The sequence below is a fragment of the Streptomyces sp. NPDC087270 genome (assembly GCF_044744625.1).
Classification (GTDB): domain Bacteria; phylum Actinomycetota; class Actinomycetes; order Streptomycetales; family Streptomycetaceae; genus Actinacidiphila.
Genome location: NZ_JBIUYR010000009.1, coordinates 142,579 through 162,477 on the forward strand (window position 1 = coordinate 142,579; position 19,899 = coordinate 162,477).

20 protein-coding genes and 3 tRNA genes are annotated in these 19,899 nt (G+C 71.8%); 6 read left to right on the plus strand and 17 right to left on the minus strand.

Annotation, left to right across the window (positions count from 1 at the left end):
* Window positions 1-481: 481 nt before the first annotated feature.
* Window positions 482-2,164: a DAK2 domain-containing protein gene (locus tag ACIPAE_RS19545; protein WP_402446673.1), complete on the minus strand. Its 1,683-nt coding sequence runs from the start codon at window positions 2,162-2,164 to the stop codon at window positions 482-484.
* Between the two features lie 416 nt (window positions 2,165-2,580).
* On the opposite strand from ACIPAE_RS19545, the gene rpmB reads away from it, so the two are divergent.
* Window positions 2,581-2,766 carry a 50S ribosomal protein L28 gene (gene rpmB / locus ACIPAE_RS19550; protein WP_093737864.1) on the plus strand — a complete coding sequence of 62 codons (186 nt, stop codon included), beginning with the start codon at window positions 2,581-2,583 and terminating at the stop codon, window positions 2,764-2,766.
* Between the two features lie 58 nt (window positions 2,767-2,824).
* Here the strand turns inward: rpmB and thiD are convergent, their stop codons facing one another.
* Together thiD and ACIPAE_RS19560 are read right to left on the minus strand one after the other, a co-directional pair.
* On the minus strand, window positions 2,825-3,628 hold the full coding sequence (gene thiD / locus ACIPAE_RS19555) for a bifunctional hydroxymethylpyrimidine kinase/phosphomethylpyrimidine kinase (RefSeq protein ID WP_402446906.1): 804 nt from the start codon (window positions 3,626-3,628) through the stop codon (window positions 2,825-2,827).
* 71 nt (window positions 3,629-3,699) lie between these two features.
* Complete coding sequence (locus tag ACIPAE_RS19560) at window positions 3,700-4,665, minus strand: thiamine-phosphate kinase (protein WP_328469930.1); 966 nt, start codon at window positions 4,663-4,665, stop codon at window positions 3,700-3,702.
* 170 nt (window positions 4,666-4,835) lie between these two features.
* Between ACIPAE_RS19560 and ACIPAE_RS19565 the strand changes: the two genes are divergently transcribed.
* Window positions 4,836-5,069, plus strand: coding sequence for an Lrp/AsnC ligand binding domain-containing protein (locus tag ACIPAE_RS19565; RefSeq protein ID WP_328469928.1), 234 nt, complete (start codon window positions 4,836-4,838; stop codon window positions 5,067-5,069).
* A gap of 47 nt (window positions 5,070-5,116) precedes the next feature.
* Complete coding sequence (locus ACIPAE_RS19570) at window positions 5,117-5,599, plus strand: DUF3515 domain-containing protein (RefSeq protein WP_329373855.1); 483 nt, start codon at window positions 5,117-5,119, stop codon at window positions 5,597-5,599.
* 61 nt (window positions 5,600-5,660) lie between these two features.
* On the opposite strand, the gene ACIPAE_RS19575 is transcribed toward ACIPAE_RS19570, so the two are convergent.
* The 3 genes from ACIPAE_RS19575 to ACIPAE_RS19585 are packed head-to-tail and all read right to left on the minus strand — an operon-like array spanning window position 5,661 to window position 8,587.
* Window positions 5,661-6,833 (minus strand): D-alanine--D-alanine ligase family protein, encoded by a 1,173-nt coding sequence (locus ACIPAE_RS19575; protein ID WP_329364265.1) that lies wholly within the window; start codon window positions 6,831-6,833, stop codon window positions 5,661-5,663.
* Between the two features lie 12 nt (window positions 6,834-6,845).
* Window positions 6,846-7,847, minus strand: coding sequence for an NAD(P)H-dependent glycerol-3-phosphate dehydrogenase (locus ACIPAE_RS19580; RefSeq protein ID WP_329364267.1), 1,002 nt, complete (start codon window positions 7,845-7,847; stop codon window positions 6,846-6,848).
* Entirely contained in the window at window positions 7,844-8,587 is a 744-nt protein-coding gene (locus ACIPAE_RS19585; RefSeq protein WP_328469923.1) for a lysophospholipid acyltransferase family protein, read from the minus strand. The genes ACIPAE_RS19580 and ACIPAE_RS19585 overlap by 4 nt, the downstream gene beginning before the upstream one ends.
* 199 nt (window positions 8,588-8,786) lie before the next feature.
* Here ACIPAE_RS19585 and cofC point away from each other — a divergent pair, with 199 nt between their 5' ends.
* On the plus strand, window positions 8,787-9,440 hold the full coding sequence (gene cofC / locus ACIPAE_RS19590) for a 2-phospho-L-lactate guanylyltransferase (protein WP_328469921.1): 654 nt from the start codon (window positions 8,787-8,789) through the stop codon (window positions 9,438-9,440).
* Between the two features lie 124 nt (window positions 9,441-9,564).
* Window positions 9,565-9,792, plus strand: a complete 228-nt coding sequence (locus ACIPAE_RS19595; protein WP_329364271.1) for a hypothetical protein — start codon at window positions 9,565-9,567, stop codon at window positions 9,790-9,792.
* A gap of 143 nt (window positions 9,793-9,935) precedes the next feature.
* Here ACIPAE_RS19595 and ACIPAE_RS19600 read toward each other — a convergent pair whose 3' ends face one another.
* The 4 genes from ACIPAE_RS19600 to leuC form a co-directional block, all read right to left on the minus strand.
* Window positions 9,936-10,556 (minus strand): HU family DNA-binding protein, encoded by a 621-nt coding sequence (locus ACIPAE_RS19600; protein ID WP_329364273.1) that lies wholly within the window; start codon window positions 10,554-10,556, stop codon window positions 9,936-9,938.
* A 133-nt stretch (window positions 10,557-10,689) separates the two neighbouring features.
* Entirely contained in the window at window positions 10,690-10,914 is a 225-nt protein-coding gene (locus ACIPAE_RS19605) for a hypothetical protein (RefSeq protein WP_329364275.1), read from the minus strand.
* A gap of 192 nt (window positions 10,915-11,106) precedes the next feature.
* On the minus strand, window positions 11,107-11,712 hold the full coding sequence (leuD, locus tag ACIPAE_RS19610) for a 3-isopropylmalate dehydratase small subunit (protein WP_328469913.1): 606 nt from the start codon (window positions 11,710-11,712) through the stop codon (window positions 11,107-11,109).
* Window positions 11,713-11,718: 6 nt separating this feature from the next.
* The gene (gene leuC, locus ACIPAE_RS19615; RefSeq protein ID WP_402446683.1) at window positions 11,719-13,143 is read right to left on the minus strand and encodes a 3-isopropylmalate dehydratase large subunit; all 1,425 of its coding nucleotides are present in this window, start codon (window positions 13,141-13,143) and stop codon (window positions 11,719-11,721) included.
* A gap of 127 nt (window positions 13,144-13,270) precedes the next feature.
* On the opposite strand from leuC, the gene ndgR reads away from it, so the two are divergent.
* Window positions 13,271-13,987 carry an IclR family transcriptional regulator NdgR gene (gene ndgR, locus ACIPAE_RS19620; RefSeq protein WP_328469909.1) on the plus strand — a complete coding sequence of 239 codons (717 nt, stop codon included), beginning with the start codon at window positions 13,271-13,273 and terminating at the stop codon, window positions 13,985-13,987.
* A 47-nt stretch (window positions 13,988-14,034) separates the two neighbouring features.
* Here the strand turns inward: ndgR and ACIPAE_RS19625 are convergent.
* From ACIPAE_RS19625 to ACIPAE_RS19655, 7 genes are all read right to left on the minus strand, one after another.
* Window positions 14,035-14,107: transfer RNA gene (locus tag ACIPAE_RS19625), tRNA-Glu, on the minus strand.
* Window positions 14,108-14,170: 63 nt separating this feature from the next.
* Window positions 14,171-14,243: transfer RNA gene (locus tag ACIPAE_RS19630), tRNA-Glu, on the minus strand.
* Between the two features lie 20 nt (window positions 14,244-14,263).
* Window positions 14,264-14,335: transfer RNA gene (locus ACIPAE_RS19635), tRNA-Gln, on the minus strand.
* A gap of 182 nt (window positions 14,336-14,517) precedes the next feature.
* Entirely contained in the window at window positions 14,518-15,096 is a 579-nt protein-coding gene (locus ACIPAE_RS19640) for an ATP/GTP-binding protein (protein WP_328469907.1), read from the minus strand.
* Window positions 15,077-15,718, minus strand: a complete 642-nt coding sequence (locus ACIPAE_RS19645; protein ID WP_402446686.1) for a DUF742 domain-containing protein — start codon at window positions 15,716-15,718, stop codon at window positions 15,077-15,079. The genes ACIPAE_RS19640 and ACIPAE_RS19645 overlap by 20 nt, the downstream gene beginning before the upstream one ends.
* A gap of 75 nt (window positions 15,719-15,793) precedes the next feature.
* Entirely contained in the window at window positions 15,794-16,207 is a 414-nt protein-coding gene (locus ACIPAE_RS19650) for a roadblock/LC7 domain-containing protein (protein ID WP_093787504.1), read from the minus strand.
* Window positions 16,208-16,216: 9 nt separating this feature from the next.
* Window positions 16,217-19,549: a nitrate- and nitrite sensing domain-containing protein gene (locus tag ACIPAE_RS19655; protein WP_402446910.1), complete on the minus strand. Its 3,333-nt coding sequence runs from the start codon at window positions 19,547-19,549 to the stop codon at window positions 16,217-16,219.
* Between the last annotated feature and the right edge of the window lie 350 nt (window positions 19,550-19,899).

Below are 19,899 nucleotides of genomic sequence, written 5' to 3' on the forward strand. Positions count from 1 at the left end.
ACGCCCAATCTTTGCGCACCGCGCCGACAACGGCACGAGCCACACGGGCCGGCCCGGTGACGGGGGTGCCGTTCTTACGTGTGGGGCGCCGGACCGGGGGTGCCGTTCCTACGTGTGGGGCACCGTCACGTGGGGAGCCGTTCTTACGCTGCGCCGCACCGGACCGGGTGCCTACGCGTAAGAACGGTTCGCCGTTGTAGCCGGCGAGCCAAAGGGCGCGCCGGTGTCGAAAGTGGAGAACGCGCGGAGATCGTGAGGAACGAGCGATCGAGCACGATCGACCGTCGACACCGGATCTAAGCGCCCGGAGGCGAGCCGGCGGCAAAAAAGGGGCTGAGCGGGTGCCCCACACGTAAGAACGGCTCGCACGTAACGGCGCCCACTCCGGGAACCGGTCCTAACCACCGTAGGACCCTCGCTACTCCACCCGATTTGCGGGTGCCCGCTCCCGGAACCCTTCCACCTGCCGGTGACGGCGGACCTATTCCACGCCGATGAGGAGAGGGGTGGCCGTGTCGCCGCCTTCGTAGGTGACCGTGTCGACCGCGAGGTGGTGGTCGTGGACGTGGGCGCGGAGGCGGTCGGCGAGGTCGGGTGGGGCGGTGGGGCCGAGGACGAGGGTGACGAGTTCGCCGCCGGCGGTGAGCATCCGTTCCAGCGTGGCGACCGCGGTCTCGGCGAGGTCGGCGCCGATGACGGCGACGTCGTCCTCGATCAGGCCGAGGATGTCGCCGGCCTGGCAGATCCCGGCGGTGGTCCAGGACTGGTGCTCGGCGACGGCGAGTTCGGCGTAGCGGGTGGCGCCGGCGGCCGCGGTCATGGCGACCACGTCCTCGTCGAAGCGGCGGCTCGGCTCGTGGACGGCGAGCGCGGACAGGCCCTGCACGGCCGAGCGGGTGGGGATCAGGGCGACCCGTACGCCGTCGGCCCTGGCCTGTTCGGCGGCGGCGCCCGCGACGTGCCGCAACTCGGTGTCGTTGGGCAGCAGGACGACCTCGCGGGCGTGCGCGCGGCGGATGGCGGCGGCGATCTCGCCGCTGGCGGGCCGCTCCCCCGGGCGTAGGGCGACCACGGTCGCGCCGGCCTGGGCGCACAGTTCGGCGAGGCCGTCGCCGCGGACGACGGCGACCACGGCGCGTACGGCTCGCTCGCCGCGCGGCCGCCGGGCCTGGTCGCCGAAGTGCGTGACCCTGATCCGGTACGGCCGCCCGGCGTCGATCGCGGCCTCCAGCGCGGCCCCGACGTCGTCCACGTGGACGTGGACGTTCCACAGGCCGTCGCCGCCGACCACGACCAGCGAGTCGCCGAGCGCGTCGAGCCGGCCGCGCAGCACGTCCACGGTGGCGTCGGTGCCCTCCAGCAGGAAGATCACCTCGAACGCGGGTCCGTCGGCGCCGAACGCGGAACCGTCGGCGCAGGGCCCGGCGTCGGGGTCGGCGGCTTCCGGTACGTGCGCGTGGCGGAAGGAGGTGCCCGTGCCGGAGACCGGCCGGTCGGTGGGGGGCTCGCCGGTGACGACCTCGCAGAGCGCGCCGAGCAGCGCGACCAGGCCGAGGCCGCCCGCGTCCACCACACCGGCCCTGCGCAGCGCGCCGAGTTGGCCGGGGGTGGCGGCCAGCGCGGCGAGAGCGGCGGCGTGGGCCGCCCGTGCCACCTCGGTCATGCCGCCCTCGGCGGCGCGGGCCGCCTCGGCGGCGCGGGTGGCGACGGTGAGCATGGTGCCCTCCACCGGCCGGGCCACGGCCGCGTAACCGGCCTCCGCGGCGGCCGCGAGCGCGCGGCGCAGGTCGTCCGCCGCGATCCGGCCGTCCGGTCCCGGAGGCGCGGACAGCGCCTCGTTCACGCCGCGCAGCAACTGGGCGAGGATGGTGCCGGAGTTGCCGCGGGCGCCGATGAGGGCCCCGTGCGACAGGGCGCGGAACGCCTCGGTGAGGGTGGGCGCGGGGGCGCCGCCGGGGTCGGCGCGGCCGGCGGCGTGCGCGTCGAAGACCGCTTCGACGGCCTGGGCGGCCGACTCGACGGTCAGGTAGAGGTTGGTGCCGGTGTCCCCGTCGGCGACCGGATAGACGTTGATCGCGTCGATCTCCTCGCGGGCCCGCCCCAGCGCCCGTAGCGAGAGCCGGCACCAGGAACGCACCGCGGCCGCGTCGAGCGTGGGGGGCAACAGGTCCTCCTTGCGGGGCACCGGGGGCGCCGGGGTCGGGAGTTCGGCGGTCAGGCGGTTCGGACGTCGGCGGTCCGGGCGTCGGGGGCCGGGGGTCCGGCGTCCTGGGGTGGGGCTGCTGGTGAGCGTACTGCCGGGCGGGAGGGCGGGCGGAAGGCGACGGCCGGGTGGTGCGGGCGTCCGGCGTCCGGCGGGCGCGCTCCCTGCCGGCAACCTGGCCGTCACCTGCCGATCTCCCGTACGGTCACCGGGTGGTCACCGGCGGGGTCCGGGCGGCCACCGGCCGGGAGGGCGCCCGGACCGTGGTAGTTTCGTTCTACGGGAGCGGTCGTTGTATGCTGCTCCGGTTGCCTGGGGCTCTCCCGGGTTTTCTCACCGTAAATGCATCTGAGCATCTGAAGTCTTTGGAGTGACCCGTGGCTGCTAACTGCGACGTCTGCGGCAAGGGGCCGGGCTTCGGCAACAGCATCTCCCACTCGCACCGCCGTACTCCGCGTCGTTGGAACCCCAACATCCAGCGCGTGCGTGCGGTTGTCGGGAAGACGCCGAAGCGCCTCAACGTCTGCACCTCGTGCATCAAGGCCGGCAAGGTCACGCGCTGACCGCAGCGCAGTCCTGGTGGCTACCTGAAGCCGATCCACCTCACGGTGGATCGGCTTTTCAGCGTTCCCCGGTGCGGGTCCGCCAGCCGTGGTCGACCGGGCCGATGCCCGCCCCGAGCGGGAAGCCCGCCTCGATGGCGCCCCTGACGTACTCCTTGGCGTAGCCGACCGCCGCGGGCACGTCGTGCCCCAGCGCCAGGTACGAGGCGAGCGCGCTGGCCAGGGTGCAGCCGGTGCCGTGGGTGTGGCGGTTGGCGTACCGGGGCGCGCGGTACCACCGCTCGGTGCGGCCGTCGGAGAGCAAGTCCACGGCCTCCGCGTGCCGCTCGGCGCCGGGCAGGTGCCCGCCCTTGACCAGCACCCAGCGCGGGCCGTACCCGAGCACCGCGCGGGCCGCCGCGCGCATCCCCGCCTCGTCGGCGACCACGACACCGGTGAGCTGGGTCACCTCGTCGAGGTTCGGGGTGGCCACCGTGGCCAGCGGCAGCAGCCGGCCGCGCACCACGTCGACCGCCTCCTCGCCCAGCAGCGCGTCGCCGTGCTTGGAGACGGCGACCGGGTCGACCACCACGGGTACGTCGCGGTCGAGCCCGCCGAGCAGGTCGGCGACGGTGCCGGCCGTCGCCGCGGAGGCGAGCATGCCGGTCTTGACCGCCTGCACCCCGATGTCGTCGACGACGGCGCGGAACTGCGCGCGGACCGCGTCGACCGGCAGTTCCCAGGCACCCTGTACGCCCAGCGAGTTCTGCGCGGTGACGGCGGTGAGCACGCTCATGCCGTGCACGCCGAGCGCGAGCATCGTCTTGAGGTCGGCCTGGATGCCCGCGCCGCCGCCGGAGTCGGAGCCGGCCACGGTCAGCACCCGCGGTGGCGCGGTGCGCTGCTGCCGGGGCGCGGCCGGCTCACCCGTGGCGCCGGCCACGTCCGGGCCGCTCACGCGTCGGACCCGAAGTGGTCCCAGCCGCCGGCCTTGTCCCAGGGAGCGCCGTCGACGGTGACCCGCGGGGTGCGTCCGGCGGGCGCGGTGACGTCGCCGATGATCCGCCAGCGGGCCGGGAGTTTCACGTCGCGCGGGAACGCGGCCACGATGGCGTGGTCCTCGCCGCCGGTGAGCACCCAGTGCAGCGGATCGACACCGACGGCCTGGCCGATGTCCGTCATCTGCGCGGGTACGTCGATGGCGGCGGAGCGCAGGTCGATGTCCACGCCGCTGGCGGCGGCGATGTGGCCGAGGTCGGCGACCAGGCCGTCGCTGACGTCGGTCATCGCGGTGGCGCCGAGTTCCGAGGCGGCCGGGCCCGCGTGGTACGGCGGCTCGGGCCGGCGGTGCGCCTCGACGAAGGCGCGCGGCGAGCGGAACCCGCGGGAGAGCACGGCGAGTCCGGCGGCGGACCAGCCGAGCCAGCCGGTGACGGCGATCAGGTTGCCCGCGCGGGCGCCGGCGCGGGTGACGGCGGCGCGGTTGCGCAGGTCGCCGAGCGCGGTGATGGACACGGTGATGGTGTCGCCGCGCACCACGTCGCCGCCGACCACCGCCGCACCGGCCACCTGGCACTCGTCCCTGATGCCGTCCATCAGCTCGACCGGCCAGGTGACGGGCAGTTCGGCGGGCACCACGAGGGCGAGCAGCACCGCGGTGGGCACCGCGCCCATGGCCGCGATGTCGGCGAGGTTCTGCGCGGCGGCCTTGCGGCCCACGTCGTAGGCGGTGGACCAGTCGCGGCGGAAGTGCCGTCCTTCGAGGAGCACGTCGGTGGTGGCCACCACCCGGCGGTCGGGTGCGGCGACCACGGCGGCGTCGTCGCCGGGGCCGATCTGCACCGCGGGGGTAGAGGTGAGGCGGGAGGTCAGTTCCCTGATGAGCCCGAACTCCCCCAGCTCGCCCACAGTCCCCTTCATATCGTCGTCCCCTCGATTCTCGGCCGGTGCCCGTGCTCCGGTCCGTTCCACTGCGTGTTTCCCGCCAATACGGGGGTCTGGTACCGCGCGGGTCTCCCCGCTGCGCGCGGCGACGCGATAACGTGGCGTCTCCCCTCCCACATGATCCTCGAAGCCGCCCTGGAGGTTCCGTGGTACAGGCGTACATCCTGATCCAGACCGAGGTCGGGAAGTCCTCGGCAGTAGCGGAGGTGATCTCCAAGATCGACGGAGTCATTCAGGCGGAGGACGTCACAGGTCCCTATGACGTCATCGTCCGCGCCCAGGCCGACACGGTCGACGAACTCGGCCGCATGGTGGTCGCCAAGGTCCAGCAGGCGGAAGGCATCACCCGCACGCTGACCTGCCCGGTCGTCCATATATAGCCCCCGCCGAGCCCTGGAAGCGGGGCTCTCCCTATGCTTTCCCGGTGATGTTCTACCGCCGGGTCGTGCTGATCTCCGTGTCCGCCGCCGCGTGCCTGTCCGCGGCGGCGGTCTACGTGTTCACCGCTTCCGGTAGCGACGACGAGTCGGTCGCCGTCCCGGTTCCGGACTCCCAGGTCACCGCCTACTGCAAGGCGCTGCACGCGCAGTTGCCGAAGAAGGTCAACGGACTGCCCGGCCATGATCTCAAGCCGGTGTCCCCGCTGACCGCCGGATGGGGTGATCCTACGATCGTGCTGCGCTGCGGTGTGCCGCGTCCGGCCGCGGACGACTCGGAGAACACCGACGGGGTGGAGGTCGACGGTGTCGGCTGGTCCATCGAACCGCAGTCGGACGGTTCCTTCCGGTTGACCACGACGCTGCGCAAGGCGTACGTCGAGGTGGTGCTGCCGAAGAAGTACGCCACCGACCTCGGGCCGCTGACCGATCTGGCCTCGGCCGTCAAGCACACGATCCCCGCCGGAATCTGAGCGCGGCACGCTCGGCTCGGCGGGGATCGGTACGGACGGCGGGTCGGGGCCGGCGCCGCGGTCAGCGCAGGCCGGTGGAGCGGCGCAGCGCCGCCTGGATGAGCAGGTCGATCAGTTCGGTGTAGCCGACACCGCTCTCCTGCCACATCCGCGGGTACATCGAGATCGGGGTGAAGCCGGGCATGGTGTTGATCTCGTTGATCACGAACTCCCCGCTGTCCAGCAGGAAGAAGTCCGCGCGGACCAGGCCCTCGCAGGACGCGGCCTCGAACGCCTCGACGGCCAGCCGCCGTACGCGCTCGGTCTGCTCCTCGGTGAGCGGGGCCGGCACGATGCCCTCGGCGGAGTCGATGTACTTCGCGTCGAAGTCGTAGAAGTCGCTGCTGGACGCCGGCGGGATCTCGGCGGGCACCGAGGCGCGCGGGCCGTCCGCGAACTCCAGCACGCCGCACTCGATCTCGCGTCCGCGCAGCAGCGCCTCGACGAGCACCTTCGGGTCGTGCCTGCGGGCCTCGGCGAGCGCGGCGTCGAGTTCGTCGGGGCCCTCGACCTTGCTGATGCCGATGGACGAGCCGGCCCGGGTCGGCTTGATGAACAGCGGCCAGCCGTGCACCTGCGCGAAGTCCAGCACCTTGCGGCGGGCGGCGGCCTGGTCCTGCTCCCACTCGCGCGGGCGGATCACCGTGTACGGGCCGACCTTCAACCCGAACGAGGTGAAGATCCGCTTCATGTACTCCTTGTCCATGCCGACCGCGGAGGCGAGCACACCCGCGCCGACGTACGGCACGCCGGACAGTTCCAGCAGCCCCTGGAGGGTGCCGTCCTCGCCGTAGGGGCCGTGCAGCATGGGGAAGACGACGTCGACCTCGCCGAGTGCCTTCGGCACCGCGCCGACCTCGGTGTAGACGACCTCCCGGTTGCCCGGGTCGACGGGCAGCAGGACCGCGCCGTCGTGGTCGGTGACCTGCTCGACGCTGGGCATCCGCCGGTCGGCGATGGCCATCCGCTCGGGTTCGTCGGCGGTGAGCGCCCAACGGCCCTCGGTGGTGATACCGATCGGCAGGACGTCGTACTTGTCGCGGTCGATGGCGCGCAGCACGCTGGCCGCGGTCACCACGGACACGCCGTGCTCGGAGCTGCGCCCGCCGAACACGACGGCGACGCGCGGCTTGCGGTCGTAACTCGGCCGCTCGGAGTGCTGATCCGGGCTCTGGGGCGATGGCAGGTTGCTCATGTCGCGTTGACCTTACCGTTCGGGTTTCGCGGAACGTGACATCAACTCCTTGACGGCCACGACGGGTGACTTCCCGTTGTGCACGATGTCGACCACGGTCTCCGTGATCGGCATGTCGACGCCGTGCCTGCGGGCGAGGTCGGCGACGGACTCGCACGACTTGACGCCCTCGGCGGTCTGGCTGGTGGCGGCGATGGTCTCGGCGAGGCTCATGCCGCGGCCGAGGTTGTGGCCGAAGGTGTTGTTGCGGGACAGCGGGGAGGAGCAGGTGGCGACGAGGTCGCCCATCCCGGCGAGGCCGGCGAAGGTGTACGGGTCCGCGCCCATCGCCAGGCCCAACCGGGTGGTCTCGGCGAGGCCGCGGGTGATCAGGGACGCCTTGGTGTTGTCGCCCATGCCCATGCCGCCGGCGATGCCGACCGCGAGCGCGATCACGTTCTTCACCGCGCCGCCGAGTTCGCACCCGGTCACGTCGGTGTTGGTGTACGGCCGGAAGTACGCGGTGTGGCAGGCGGTCTGGATGCGGCGGGCGGCGGACTCGTCACGGCAGGCGACCACCGCGGCGGCGGGCTGGCGGGCGGCGATCTCGGGGGCGAGGTTGGGGCCGGTCAGCACCGCGACGCGGTCCTGATCGACCTTGGCGACCTCCTCGATCACCTCGCTCATCCGCTTGGCGGTGCCGAGTTCGACGCCCTTCATCAGGCTGACCAGGACCGCGTCGGGGCGCATCAGGGGCGCCCAGTCGGCGAGGTTGGCGCGCAGCACCTGCGACGGCACGGCCAGGAAGACGAATTCGGCGCCGGCCGCGGCTTCGGCCGGGTCGGTGGTCGCCGTCACGGCCGGCGGCAGCGTGATCTCGCTGGAGTACTCCGGGTTGATCCGGGTGGTGTTGATGGCGGCGGCGAGGTCGGGCCGGCGCCCCCACAAGGACACCTCGCAGCCCGCGTCGGCCAGCACCATCGCGAACGCGGTGCCCCAGGACCCGGTGCCGTACACGGCGCAGCGAGCCGTCACGCCGCCCCCTTGCCGTCGTTGCCCTTGGCGTCCTTGGCCGCCTTGCGCGGGTCGTACAGGCCGTCCGGGGCGGGGATGCCGCGGACTTCTGCCAGGAGTTGCTTCACATCGGACATGATGGCCCCGGTGACCTCGCGCAGCACCTCGGCGGTGGGCTCTTTGCCGTACCAGGCGCTGAGGTCGACCGGCGGGCCGACCAGCACGCGGTGCGTCTTGCGCGGCAGGAAGCTCGGCTTCTTCGCGTACGGCGGCAGGAACTCGTTGGCGCCCCACTGGGCGATCGGGATCACCGGTGCCCGGGTGAGCAGCGCGACACGGGCGACGCCGGTCTTGCCGACCATCGGCCACTGGTCCGGGTCCCGGGTGAGGGTGCCTTCGGGGTAGAACGCCACACACTCCCCCTTGTTGACCGCCTCGACCGCCGAGCGGTACGCCGCCGCGGCGTCGGCGGTGGCCCGCACCACCGGGATCTGCCCGGTGCCGCGCATCACCGCGCCGACGAAGAACGGCTTGAACAGCGCCGCCTTCGCCAGGAAGCGCGGAAGCCGACCGGTGTTGTACTGGAAATGCGCGTACAGCAGCGGGTCGAGGTAGGAGTTGTGATTCACCGCGGTGAGGAATCCTCCCTCGGCCGGAATGTTCTCCATTCCGCGCCAGTCCCGCTTGAAGAGCACGATGAGCGGCGGCTTGGCGATGGCGGCCGCCAGGCGGTACCAGAAACCGATTCTGCGGCGGGACACCCGGGACTCCTCTTCGTTGCCGGTGGCGCCGCTCAAGGATCGCGGCTACCGAGAGGTTAACGCCAGCGGTTCACGTCCGGCGGGGCACCTCTGCCACCGGGCTGTCACCGGGCGGGTACCGGGTTGGTACCGGGCACCGACGGTGCCGCGGGGCCGGCCGCGCCCGGGCCCGGCCGCTTTGTCGGTGGTGGCCCGCACAATGGACGACGTGGATGAGGCGAGGTGGTCGCTGGTCGTGCCGTTGAAGCCGCTCGCGGTGGCCAAGAGCAGGCTGGCGGCGGCGGGAGCGGTACGACCCGCGCTGGCACTGGCGTTCGCGCTGGACACGGTGGGCGCCGCGCTGGCCTGCGCCGAGGTCGAGGACGTCACGGTGGTCACCGACGACGCGACCGCCGGTGCCGAACTCGCCGGGCTCGGCGCCTTCGTCGTGGCGGACTCCCCCGCCGCCGGGCTGAACGCCGCGCTGCGGCACGGCGCGGAGACGGTCAGGGCGCGCCGGCCGCATGCTCCGGTCGCGGCCCTGAACGGCGATCTCCCGGCCTTGCGGCCGGGGGAACTGGCGGAAGTGCTGCGCGCGGCCGCGGGGGCCTGTGAGCGGGCGTTCCTCGCCGATGCGACCGGCGTGGGGACAACGTTGCTCACCACGGTGCCGTATCTGCCGCTCGCTCCCGGGTTCGGCGGGGCGTCGCGTGCGCGGCACCTCGCGTCCGGGGCCGCCGAGATCACGCTCCCCGCGGCGCCCTCGGTGCGGCAGGACGTGGACACCCTGGAAGACCTCGCCGTTGCGCTCGCGCTGGGCGTCGGCCCGCACACGGCCGCGGCTGCGGCGAGCCTGACCCCCCAGGGCGGGTAGCCCCGCCGGTTCCGGGACCAGCTGTCGGTGGGTGGCTTGTCGCGCGGGCCAACTGTCCACCGGCAAGGGGTCCCGGAACCGACAGAACGCACCGCCCCGGAGGGTCCGGTCTAGGCTTGCCACCATGCAGGCCACCGCGTTCACGTTCGATCCCGTCAGCCGCGCCGGCAGTGTGCTGCTGGACGACGGCACCCCGCTGGAGTTCGACGCCGCGGCGTTCGACGCGGGGCGGCTGCTGCTGCTGCGCCCGGGCCAGCGGGTCCGTATCCGCACCGAGGGCGCGGGTTCGGCCCGCCGCGTGACGTTCCTGACCCTGCAGACCTTCCCGGACCCGGGTCCCGACCCGGCCTGACCCGGAGCCCGATCCCGTCCGAGCCGGAGCCCGATCCCGTCCGACCCGCGGACGCGAAATAGCGCGGGCCGGGCGCCCCGTGGGAAGGGGGCCCGGCCCGGCGCGGTGAAGCGGGTGGAGCGGGTGGAGCCGTAACGCGGCTGTCACCTGGCGGCGGCGCGCTTCGCGGTCTTGCGGGCGGAGCGCTTGGCCGGCGCCTTCTTGGCGGTGGTCTTCTTGGCGGGCGCCTTCTTGGCGGCGGCCTTCTTCGCGGTGGTGGCCTTCTTCGTGGCGGACTTCTTCGCGGTGGACGCCTTCTTGGCGGTGGTCTTCTTGGCCGCCGTGGTCTTCTTCGCGGCCGCGGTCTTGGCGGTGGCCGCCTTCCGCGCGGTGGTCGCCTTCTTCGCGGCGGCCTTCTTCGTCGCGGTGCGGGCGGTGGTGGAGGCACCGCCGCTCAGGCTGCCCTTGGGCGCCTTCTTGACCGAGACCTCGCCGCCACGCGGAAGCTTCTTCGACCCGCTGACCAGGTCCTTGAAGCCCTGCCCCGCACGGAACCGCGGCACGGAGGTCTTCTTGACCCGGACCCGCTCCCCGGTCTGGGGGTTGCGAGCGTAACGGGCGGGACGCTCGACCTTCTCGAACGAACCGAACCCGGTGACCGAGACCCGGTCACCGGAGACCACCGCGCGGACGATCGCGTCGAGAACCGCGTCAACCGCGTCCGCGGCGGCCTGCCGGCCGCCCACCTTGTCGGCAATCGCTTCTACGAGCTGCGCCTTGTTCACGTCTTCCCCTTCGGAAACTTGCCCGGCGAATGAGTACGGGCTGATTTCGCACGCTAGGCGGATATATACCGCAAATCAAATACGAAACGGGCGAATCACCCTTGTGCCGCAACGAACTCGGTACTCCGCGTGATCAGTGATCGGGGATTCCGAGCTCGTCCAACTCAGCCGTTAACACCTCCAGGCGCCGTGCCGCGTCGGCGAGATCGTGCTTCGCCACCGCGGTCACCGCGAGCAGTCGCCGGGTCAACTCCCGCCTTGTCCCGTCCGGGACTTCGGGATTGGCGACGCGCGTGTGCGCCTGCTTCAAACGCGCGGCGAGGACCCCGTAGAGCTCCAGTTGGCCGTCGCGTTCCATGCGTCGATTGTGCCATCTGCGGCGAGTTGTCGAGCGCGACAGGGCCAACCGGGTGTTCCGAGCCTGTTTTCCAGTACCCATGGCGGGGTGGTGTCCGGGTCGTCCGGACACGCGAAAGCGCCCCCCACGAGGACGTGAGGGGCGCTTGCGCGGTGCGTGCGGCGGCCGGACCCAGGGGCCCGGCCAGGGGCGTCAGACCCTTGCGGTACTGGGCTTCCAGGACGGCCGGGTGCTCTCGAACGCGGCGATGTCCGGCTCGTTGGCGAGCGTCAGGCTGATGTCGTCCAGCCCTTCCAGCAGCCGCCAGCGGGCGTTGTCGTCCAGCTCGAACGGCGCGGTCAGCGGCCCCTGCGGGCGGTCGGCGCGCACCTCCCGGGCGACCAGGTCCACGGTGATCTCCGCGGTCGGGTCGGCCTCGACGAGCTGCCACAGCTCCTCGACGGTCTCCTGCGGCAGCACCACCGTCAGCAGCCCGTTCTTCAGCGAGTTGCCGCGGAAGATGTCCGCGAAGCGGGACGAGATCACCGTCTTGAAGCCGTAGTTCTGCAACGCCCAGACGGCGTGCTCACGGGACGAGCCGGTGCCGAAGTCGGCGCCGGCCACCAGGACGGTGGCACCCGCGTACTGCGGCGCGTTGAGCACGAACGAGTCGTCCTTGCGCCACGCCTCGAACAGGCCGTCCTCGAACCCGTTGCGGGTGACCTTCTTCAGCCAGTGCGCGGGGATGATCTGGTCGGTGTCCACGTTGCTGCGGCGCAGCGGCACGGCCCGGCCGGTGTGGGTGGTGAAGGCTTCCATGGCGGCTCAGACCTCCGTCAGGACAGGGGCGTCGGACAGGTCGGCGGGCGAGGCGAGGTGGCCGAGCACCGCGGTGGCGGCGGCCACCTGCGGGGAGACCAGGTGGGTACGGCCGCCCTTGCCCTGCCGTCCCTCGAAGTTGCGGTTCGAGGTGGACGCGGAGCGCTCGCCGGGCGCGAGTTGGTCGGGGTTCATACCCAGGCACATCGAGCAACCCGCGTGCCGCCATTCGGCGCCGGACGCGGTGAACACCTTGTCCAGGCCCTCCTCGACGGCCTGTAGCGCCACCCGCACCGAGCCGGGGACCACGAGCATCCGTACCCCGTCGGCGATCCGGCGGCCCTGCACGACGGCGGCGGCCGCGCGCAGGTCCTCGATCCGGCCGTTGGTGCAGGAGCCGACGAAGACGGTGTCCACGGCGACCTCGCGCAGCGGCTGCCCCGCGGTCAGGCCCATGTACTCCAGGGCCTTCTCGGCGGCGATCCGGTCGCCGGCGTCGGTGTACGACGCCGGGTCCGGCACGGACGCGCTCAGCGGCGCGCCCTGGCCCGGGTTGGTGCCCCAGGTGACGAACGGCGCCAACTCGGCCGCGTCGATCCGCACCTCGTGGTCGAAGACGGCGTCGTCGTCGGTCCTGAGCGTCTTCCAGTACGCGACGGCCGCGTCCCAGTCGGCGTCCTTGGGGGCGTGCGCGCGGCCCTCCAGGTAGTCGAACGTGGTCTGGTCCGGGGCGATCATGCCCGCCCTGGCGCCCGCCTCGATCGACATGTTGCAGACGGTCATCCGGGATTCCATCGAGAGCTTCTCGATCGCCGAGCCGCGGTACTCGATGACGTAGCCCTGGCCGCCGCCGGTGCCGATCCGGCTGATCACCGCGAGGATCAGGTCCTTGGCGGTGACGCCGTCGGGCAGTTCGCCGTCGACGGTGACCGCCATCGTGCGGAACGGGGCCAGCGGCAGCGTCTGGGTGGCCAGCACGTGCTCGACCTGCGAGGTGCCGATACCGAACGCCAGCGCGCCGAAAGCGCCGTGCGTGGAGGTGTGCGAGTCGCCGCAGACCACGGTGGTGCCGGGCTGGGTCAGGCCCAACTGCGGCCCCACCACGTGCACCACGCCCTGCTCGACGTCACCGAGCGGGTGCAGCCGCACCTCGAACTCCGCGCAGTTCTTGCGCAGCGTCTCCAACTGGGTCCGGGAGACCGGGTCGGCGATCGGCTTGTCGATGTCGAGGGTCGGGGTGTTGTGGTCCTCGGTGGCGATGGTGAGGTCGGTACGGCGCACCCGCCGGCCGTTCATCCGCAGCCCGTCGAACGCCTGGGGGCTGGTCACCTCGTGCAGGAGGTGGAGATCGATGAAAAGCAGATCAGGTTCGCCTTCGGCGCGGCGGACGACATGGTCGTCCCAGACTTTTTCCGCGAGTGTCCTACCCATCGCTGTCCCTCCGGCCCGCGTCGTCGCGGGGCCCACTAGGTGTTGGTCCTGCGCTGTGCTCCCAGCGTGACGCGTTCCCGGGAAAATTGAACTTGCGTTTCACACTCTGAGACGCGAGTATCGTTTCATGGACAACTCTAGCGGCGTCGGCGTTCTCGACAAGGCGGCTCTGGTGCTCAGTGCGCTGGAGTCGGGTCCGGCCACCCTGGCCGGGCTTGTCGGTGCCACGGGCCTGGCCCGCCCCACCGCGCACCGCCTGGCGGTCGCGCTCGAACACCATCGCATGGTGGCTCGCGACATGCAGGGCCGCTTCATCCTGGGCCCGCGCCTGTCGGAGCTGGCCGCCGCGGCCGGCGAGGACCGGCTGCTGGCCACCGCGGGGCCGGTGCTGACGCACCTGCGCGACATGACCGGCGAGAGCGCGCAGCTCTATCGCCGCCAGGGCGACATGCGGATCTGCGTGGCCGCGGCGGAGCGGCTGTCCGGGCTGCGGGACACCGTGCCGGTCGGCTCCACGCTGCCGATGAAGGCCGGCTCTGCCGCTCAGGTCCTGATGGCCTGGGAGGAGCCCGAGCGGCTGCACAGGGGCCTGCAGGGCGCCCGCTTCACCGCCACCGCGCTGTCCGGGGTGCGCCGCCGGGGCTGGTCGCAGTCGATCGGCGAGCGCGAGCCCGGGGTCGCCTCGGTCTCCGCGCCGGTGCGCGGGCCGTCCAACCGCGTGGTCGCCGCGGTGTCGGTCTCCGGGCCGATCGAGCGGCTCACCCGGCACCCGGGCCGGATGCACGCCCAGGCCGTGGTCGACGCCGCCGGCCGGCTCAGCGAGGCACTGCGCCGCTCCGGATGAACGACGAAGCCCGCCGCGGACCGCGGCGGGCTTCGGGTCGAACTCTGTACCCCCGACCGGATTCGAACCGGCGCTACTGCCGTGAGAGGGCAGCGTGCTAGGCCGCTACACAACGGGGGCCCTGGCGATCCTCGCGTCGTCCAGGCCGGGAGCGACCCGACGTGGACGGAATGAAAGGATCTGTACCCCCGACCGGATTCGAACCGGCGCTACTGCCGTGAGAGGGCAGCGTGCTAGGCCGCTACACAACGGGGGCTCGCACTTGCTGAAGTGCTGCTGGGGTACCAGGACTCGAACCTAGAACAACTGAACCAGAATCAGCCGTGTTGCCAATTACACCATACCCCACCAAAACGCAATCCCGGTAAGGGATCTTGTTCGGTGTGCGTCTCCGGTTCGGGCCTTGGCCCTGTCCGGCGGCGCAGGAAGAACATTACCCGATCCGGGACGGCGCTCCAAAACGAGTATCGCCAAGTCCCCCCGGAACCGGGCCGGTGCGCCCCTCGGACGCACCGGCGGACCCGCCGGCGTCAGCGCAGCCGGGCCATCAAAGCGTGCTCGACGAGCGTGATCAGCGCGCTCTTCGCCTCGCCGCGGTGCCGGGCGTCGGTGGTGATGATCGGCGCCTCGGGACCGATCTGCAGCGCCTCACGGACCTCCTCGGGGCCGTACGGCTGGTGGCCGTCGAAGCCGTTGAGGGCGATCACGAACGGCAGCCCGCTGTTCTCGAAGTAGTCGACCGCCGGGAAGCAGTCCGCCAGCCGCCGGGTGTCGACCAGCACGATCGCGCCGATCGCGCCGCGCACCAGGTCGTCCCACATGAACCAGAACCGGTCCTGCCCCGGGGTGCCGAACAGGTAGAGGATCAGGTCCTCGTCGAGCGTGATGCGGCCGAAGTCCATCGCCACCGTGGTGGTGGTCTTGTCCGGCGCGTGCGTGAGGTCGTCGATGCCGGCTGACGCGGAGGTCATCACGGCTTCGGTGCGCAGCGGGTTGATCTCCGAGACGGCACCGACGAACGTGGTCTTGCCCACGCCGAAGCCGCCCGCCACCACGATCTTCGCGGAGGTGGTGGCGCGGGCCGGACCGCTAGAGCTTCCGAAGTCCACTGAGCACCCTTTCAAGCAGTGTCACATCTGGCTGGCCGCCCGCGGCCTCGTCGCCGCCGGGCTGGTGGATCGCGACCAGTCCGGCCTCGGCCAGGTCGGCGACAAGAATGCGGACCACACCGAGCGGGATGGTCAGCAGCGCGGAGATCTCGGCCACCGACTTGACCTCGCGGCACAGCAGGCAGATCCGCTGGTGCTCGGGGAGCTGCCCGCGCAGGCGCTCCGGGTCGGCGGTGGTGCTGACCAGTGCCTCGATGGCGAGCTGGTAGCGCGGCCGGGTCCGCCCGCCGGTCATGGCGTAGGGGCGGACCAGTCCTGAGGGCGTGCGTGAGCGGCCCGCGTCGTGCCGGCCCTGCCCCTGGCCGTACCCCTGGCCCTGACCTTGGCCGTATCCCTGGCCCTGCGCCGGCGGGCGGCCGTGCTGGCCCTGGCGCTGCCCCGGCGCCTGGCTCTGCGGTGGCGGGGCCTGCGGCGGGGCGTACGGCTGGATGCGGGGCTGGCGGTAGGGCGTGCCGGGCTGCCCGGGCTGCTGCTCCGGGTCGGGCGCCGACGGGTAGGTGTACGGGTTCGCCGGCTGCTGGGGCTGGTTGCCGTACGGGTCTCCACCGGGGGAAGTGCTCACGAGTCCTCCTCCTGAAACGGCCGCGCTGCCACCCGAGCACCTGGCAGGTGCCCGGGCGTGCCCGCCGCCCATGCGTTAGTTGAGCAAGCTGCCCTGAAGTTCGGCCCGAAGGTCGGGGGTGAGTACGCTTCCTGCCCGGTCGACGAGCAGGGCCATTTCGTAGCCGACCAGACCGATGTCGCACTCCGGATGCGCCAGCACCGCCAGCGACGAACCATCCGACACCGACATGATGAAGAGGAAGCCCCGCTCCATCTCCACCACCGTCTGGTTCACACTGCCCCCCTCGAAAATCCGGGAGGCACCAGCGGTCAACGACGTCAACCCCGAGGCCACCGCCGCCAACTGATCCGCACGATCACGCGGAAAACCATCAGACATCGCGAGCAGCAGGCCGTCGGCGGAGACCACCACCGTGTGGGACACCCCCGGGGTGTTGTCCACGAAGTTGGTGATCAACCAGTTCAGATTCTGTGCCGCCTGGCTCATCGGACTCAACTAGCGCTCCTGGTTCTGGGGGCCGCCGAATCGGCTGTCGGTGGCCTGTCCGTTCGTGTCAGTTCCAGCAGTGCGCCCTTGCTGGACGCCACGTCGCAGATTACTCAACCTGCCACGTACGTCCTCCGGTGCGCGGGAGACCTGTGGGCCGCCCTGCGGGGTCTGTGCCGCGGCACCCGGGACCAGGTTGGCCTTGGGTACCCGCCGTGGCAGGCCGGAGGGGGTGACCCCGCCTGCCTTGGGCTCGCGGACCGACTCGGCCCGCTGCCAGTGCTCGTCGTTCGTCGACCGCCAGTCGGTGCCGTCCGGCTGGGGTTGCTCGTGGGGATCGGTGGACTCCTGGGCGGGCTGCTCCCCCGCGGGCGGCGCGGCCTGCGGGTTCGGACCCGGCTGCCGGCTCGGCTCGCTGGGCTGCTGATCGGACTGCTGGTCGGAGGGGCTGGTGCGCTGCCGTTCGCGGCGCGGTAGACCGGCGTCCGTCAGCGAAGGCGAGACTACGCTCTCGGAGGGTCCCTCGGGGAGCGGCGGAACGGATTCCGTTACCTCCGGTGTGTCCTGCGGCCATCCCTCCTGAGCAGGGCCGTAACCGGGAGCCCCCGGGAACCCGGCCTGCTGACCGCCGTCTTGGTACTCCGTGCCGTATCCGGGCTGCTCGGCATAGGGCGCCGCGGGGTCGTAGGTCTGGCCGGAACCGGTCCCGTACGGCTGCTCGAAGAAACCGTTCTGCGCGGGACCGGCCGAAAAGCCGTTCTCCGCCGGGGTCTCGGCCGGGGGTTGACCCCATCCGCCCGCCGGCTCGGTGTAGCCCTGCTGCTGGTAGCCGGGCTGGAAGCCCTGTTCGTACGCCTGCTGCTGGTAGGCCGGGTCGAAGCTGGGGTCGTACCCCTGGGTGTATCCCTGCGGGTACTCCTGGGCGTACCCCTGCGGGTAGCCGCCTTGGCCGGCGAAGTCCCCGGCGGCCGGCTGCTGGGTGCCGAAGTCCGGTCCGCCGAGGTGGTCCTGGCCCCCGAGGTTCTGGCTGCCGAGGTTCTGGTTCCCGAGGTCCTGGTTCCCGAGGTTCTGGCCGGTCGGGTCGAAGTCGGCCGGTTCCCTTCGCTGCTGGGGCAGTTCGACCGGCTGCTCGCCGTCCTGACGGTCCGAGGCGGCGGCCTCCAGCTGGGCGCGGCGCTCCTCGCGCAGCAGCGAGCGGCCGACCGGGTCGAGCGCGCGCGGGCCGTTCTCGTCGTAGCGGGAGTCGTCGAAGCCGAGTTCGGCCGCGGTGCGCTGCCCGTTGACCTCGGGCCGCAGCAGGCCGGGCTCGCCGGGCCGGCCGGGCTGGTCGGCCGCGTGTTCCGGGACGATCCGGGAGACGGTGAAGTCGCTGTCGGGCTCGACCGGGTCGCCGCCACCGCCGTGGGTGATCGGCTCGGGCAGCATCACCAGCGAGGTGGTGCCGGCCTGCTCGCCGGAGGGGCGCAACTGGACCCGGATGCCGTGCCGCTCGCAGAGCCGGCCGACCACGAACAGGCCCATCCGCTTGGCGATCTCTACATCGATCGTGGGCGGGTCGGCGAGCTTGTGGTTGATGTCCGCGAAGTCCTCGGCGGTCAGGCCGATGCCCTTGTCGTGGATCTCGACCATCACCCGGCCGTCCGGCAGCCGGGTCGCGGTGACCCGCACCTTGGTCTGCGGCGAGGAGAACGAGGTGGCGTTCTCCAGCAGCTCGGCGAGCAGGTGCACCAGGTCGCTGACCGCGCTGCCGTGGATGTCGGTCTCGGGGATGCCGACCAGTTCGATCCGGTCGTACGCCTCCACCTCGGAGGCCGCCGCGCGCAGCACGTCCACCAGCGGCACCGGCTGGTTCCACTGGCGGCCGGGCTCCTCGCCGGCGAGCACCAGCAGGTTCTCGCCGTTGCGCCGCATACGGGTGGCGAGGTGGTCCATCTTGAAGAGGTTCTCGAGCTGGTCGGGGTCGGCCTCGTTGTTCTCCAGCTCGGTGATCAGGCTGAGTTGGCGCTGGATGAGGCCCTGGTTGCGCTGCGAGAGGTTGGTGAAGATCGCGTTGACGTTGCCGCGCAGCAGCGCCTGCTCGGCGGCGAGCCGGACCGCCTCGCGGTGCACCTGGTCGAAGGCGCGGGCGACCTCGCCGATCTCGTCCCGGGTGTTGATCGGGATCGGCGCGACCTGGGTGTTCACCCGGCCCGGGTCGGTGCGGGAGAGCTGGTCGACCAGTGCGGGCAGCCGGGTCTCGGCGATGTCGAAGGCGGCCGCGCGCAGCCGCCGCATGTTGCGGGACATCGAGCGGGCCATCAGCGCGGCCACGATGAACGCGATGATCAGCGCGACCAGCACGATCGCGGAGTTGATGAACACGTCGCGCTTGGCGTGGGAGGCCAGGTGCGAGGCGTCCGCGGCGGCCTGGTCGGCGAGGTGGGTCTCGACCGAGCGGTAGGCGTCGAAGGAGAGCGTGGCGGCGGAGAGGTAGGACGCGGGGGTGACGCCCTCGGCGTCGAGCCGGGCGACGGTGTACGCCGGGTCCGTCAGGTCGGTGACCATCTTGGTGAGGTCCGGCGGCACGACGTAGGCGGTGTGCGCGGCCTTCGCCTTGTTCAGCGCCGTGGTGATCCGCGCCTGGCCCTGCTTCACCGCGTTGTCCTGCGCGGCCTTGAGCCGGGCCTGGTCCGCGGTGCTGCCACCGCCGTCGTACTCCTCCAGCGCGATGCCCTCCAGGTACTGGTACGAGCCGAGCGCGGTCTTCTGGAGGGCGAGTTCCTGCGCGGAGGGGTGCTTCTCGACGAGGATGTGGACGCCGATGGAGCGGGTCAGCGACTCGGCGGCCTTGGCGAGCGAGATGGCATACAGGGTGCGGCCGTAGGAGGCGCTGTTGCCGGTGCCGAAGCCGAGTTCGTTAGACAGCTCGCTCAGCGGGTGCTGGATTCTGACGTACCACTCCTCGGTCTGCACACCGGAGAGCTGGCCGGTGAAGGCGGACTTGCGGAGCGAGGGGAGCTGCGGCTCGACGCTGCGGAAGCTGGCCATCCGGCGCTTGAGGTCGGCGCCGTCGGGTATGCCGATCGCGGCCTTGTCGAAGGCGCGGGCGGCGGCGTCGGTGGTGGCGTAGGCGGACGACACCTCCTGCGCGTCGCGGTGGCCTTCCAGCAGGGGCACCACGGTGGTGTCGCGCTCGTTCTCCAGCGCGTTGCCGTAGGTGGCGGCGGCGCGGACGAGGTTGGCGATGTGCACCGCGTCGTCGGCCTGCTGCCAGGTGCTGACGGCGCTGTTGACGCGGAAGCCGCCCAGCACGAGTGCGACGAGGACCGGGATGAGGAGGATGGCGTTCAGCCGGGTGGCCATCCGCCAGTTGCGCGCGCTGAACCGGCCGCCCGGCCCCGGCACGTCCTCGGCCACCGGCTCCGGGCTGCTGCCCGGACGCTGTGGCGGAGTGAAGTTCCCACGCGGGCCCTGCCCGGTACCCGCCTCAGCTCGCCTCGTGTTCCTCACTGGACCAACAACCTCTCGGCGACGGCGCAACAACGACGGCCGTTCCTACGCTCAGGTTCTGCGAATTCCAGCACGTCATACAGGTGCACGCCAAACGTCTGGCGTCCGGCGGGCTCCGTGAGAAGGCTAGAGATAAAAAGGGCATAAGTCCAAAGGCTGAGCAAACCATAAGACAGACGTACACGCGGTGGCACCGGCCGAGC

Bases quoted from the DNA above. Each gene is read 5' to 3' on its own strand.
- ACIPAE_RS19560 (WP_328469930.1), bottom strand. From the start codon at position 4,665: ATGAAGGGGACTGTGGGCGAGCTGGGGGAGTTCGGGCTCATCAGGGAA.
- ACIPAE_RS19570 (WP_329373855.1), top strand. From the start codon at position 5,117: ATGTTCTACCGCCGGGTCGTGCTGATCTCCGTGTCCGCCGCCGCGTGC.
- ACIPAE_RS19575 (WP_329364265.1), bottom strand. From the start codon at position 6,833: ATGAGCAACCTGCCATCGCCCCAGAGCCCGGATCAGCACTCCGAGCGG.
- cofC (WP_328469921.1), top strand. From the start codon at position 8,787: ATGGACGACGTGGATGAGGCGAGGTGGTCGCTGGTCGTGCCGTTGAAG.
- ACIPAE_RS19595 (WP_329364271.1), top strand. From the start codon at position 9,565: ATGCAGGCCACCGCGTTCACGTTCGATCCCGTCAGCCGCGCCGGCAGT.
- ACIPAE_RS19605 (WP_329364275.1), bottom strand. From the start codon at position 10,914: ATGGAACGCGACGGCCAACTGGAGCTCTACGGGGTCCTCGCCGCGCGT.
- leuD (WP_328469913.1), bottom strand. From the start codon at position 11,712: ATGGAAGCCTTCACCACCCACACCGGCCGGGCCGTGCCGCTGCGCCGC.
- leuC (WP_402446683.1), bottom strand. From the start codon at position 13,143: ATGGGTAGGACACTCGCGGAAAAAGTCTGGGACGACCATGTCGTCCGC.
- ndgR (WP_328469909.1), top strand. From the start codon at position 13,271: ATGGACAACTCTAGCGGCGTCGGCGTTCTCGACAAGGCGGCTCTGGTG.
- ACIPAE_RS19650 (WP_093787504.1), bottom strand. From the start codon at position 16,207: ATGAGCCAGGCGGCACAGAATCTGAACTGGTTGATCACCAACTTCGTG.
- ACIPAE_RS19655 (WP_402446910.1), bottom strand. From the start codon at position 19,549: ATGGCCACCCGGCTGAACGCCATCCTCCTCATCCCGGTCCTCGTCGCA.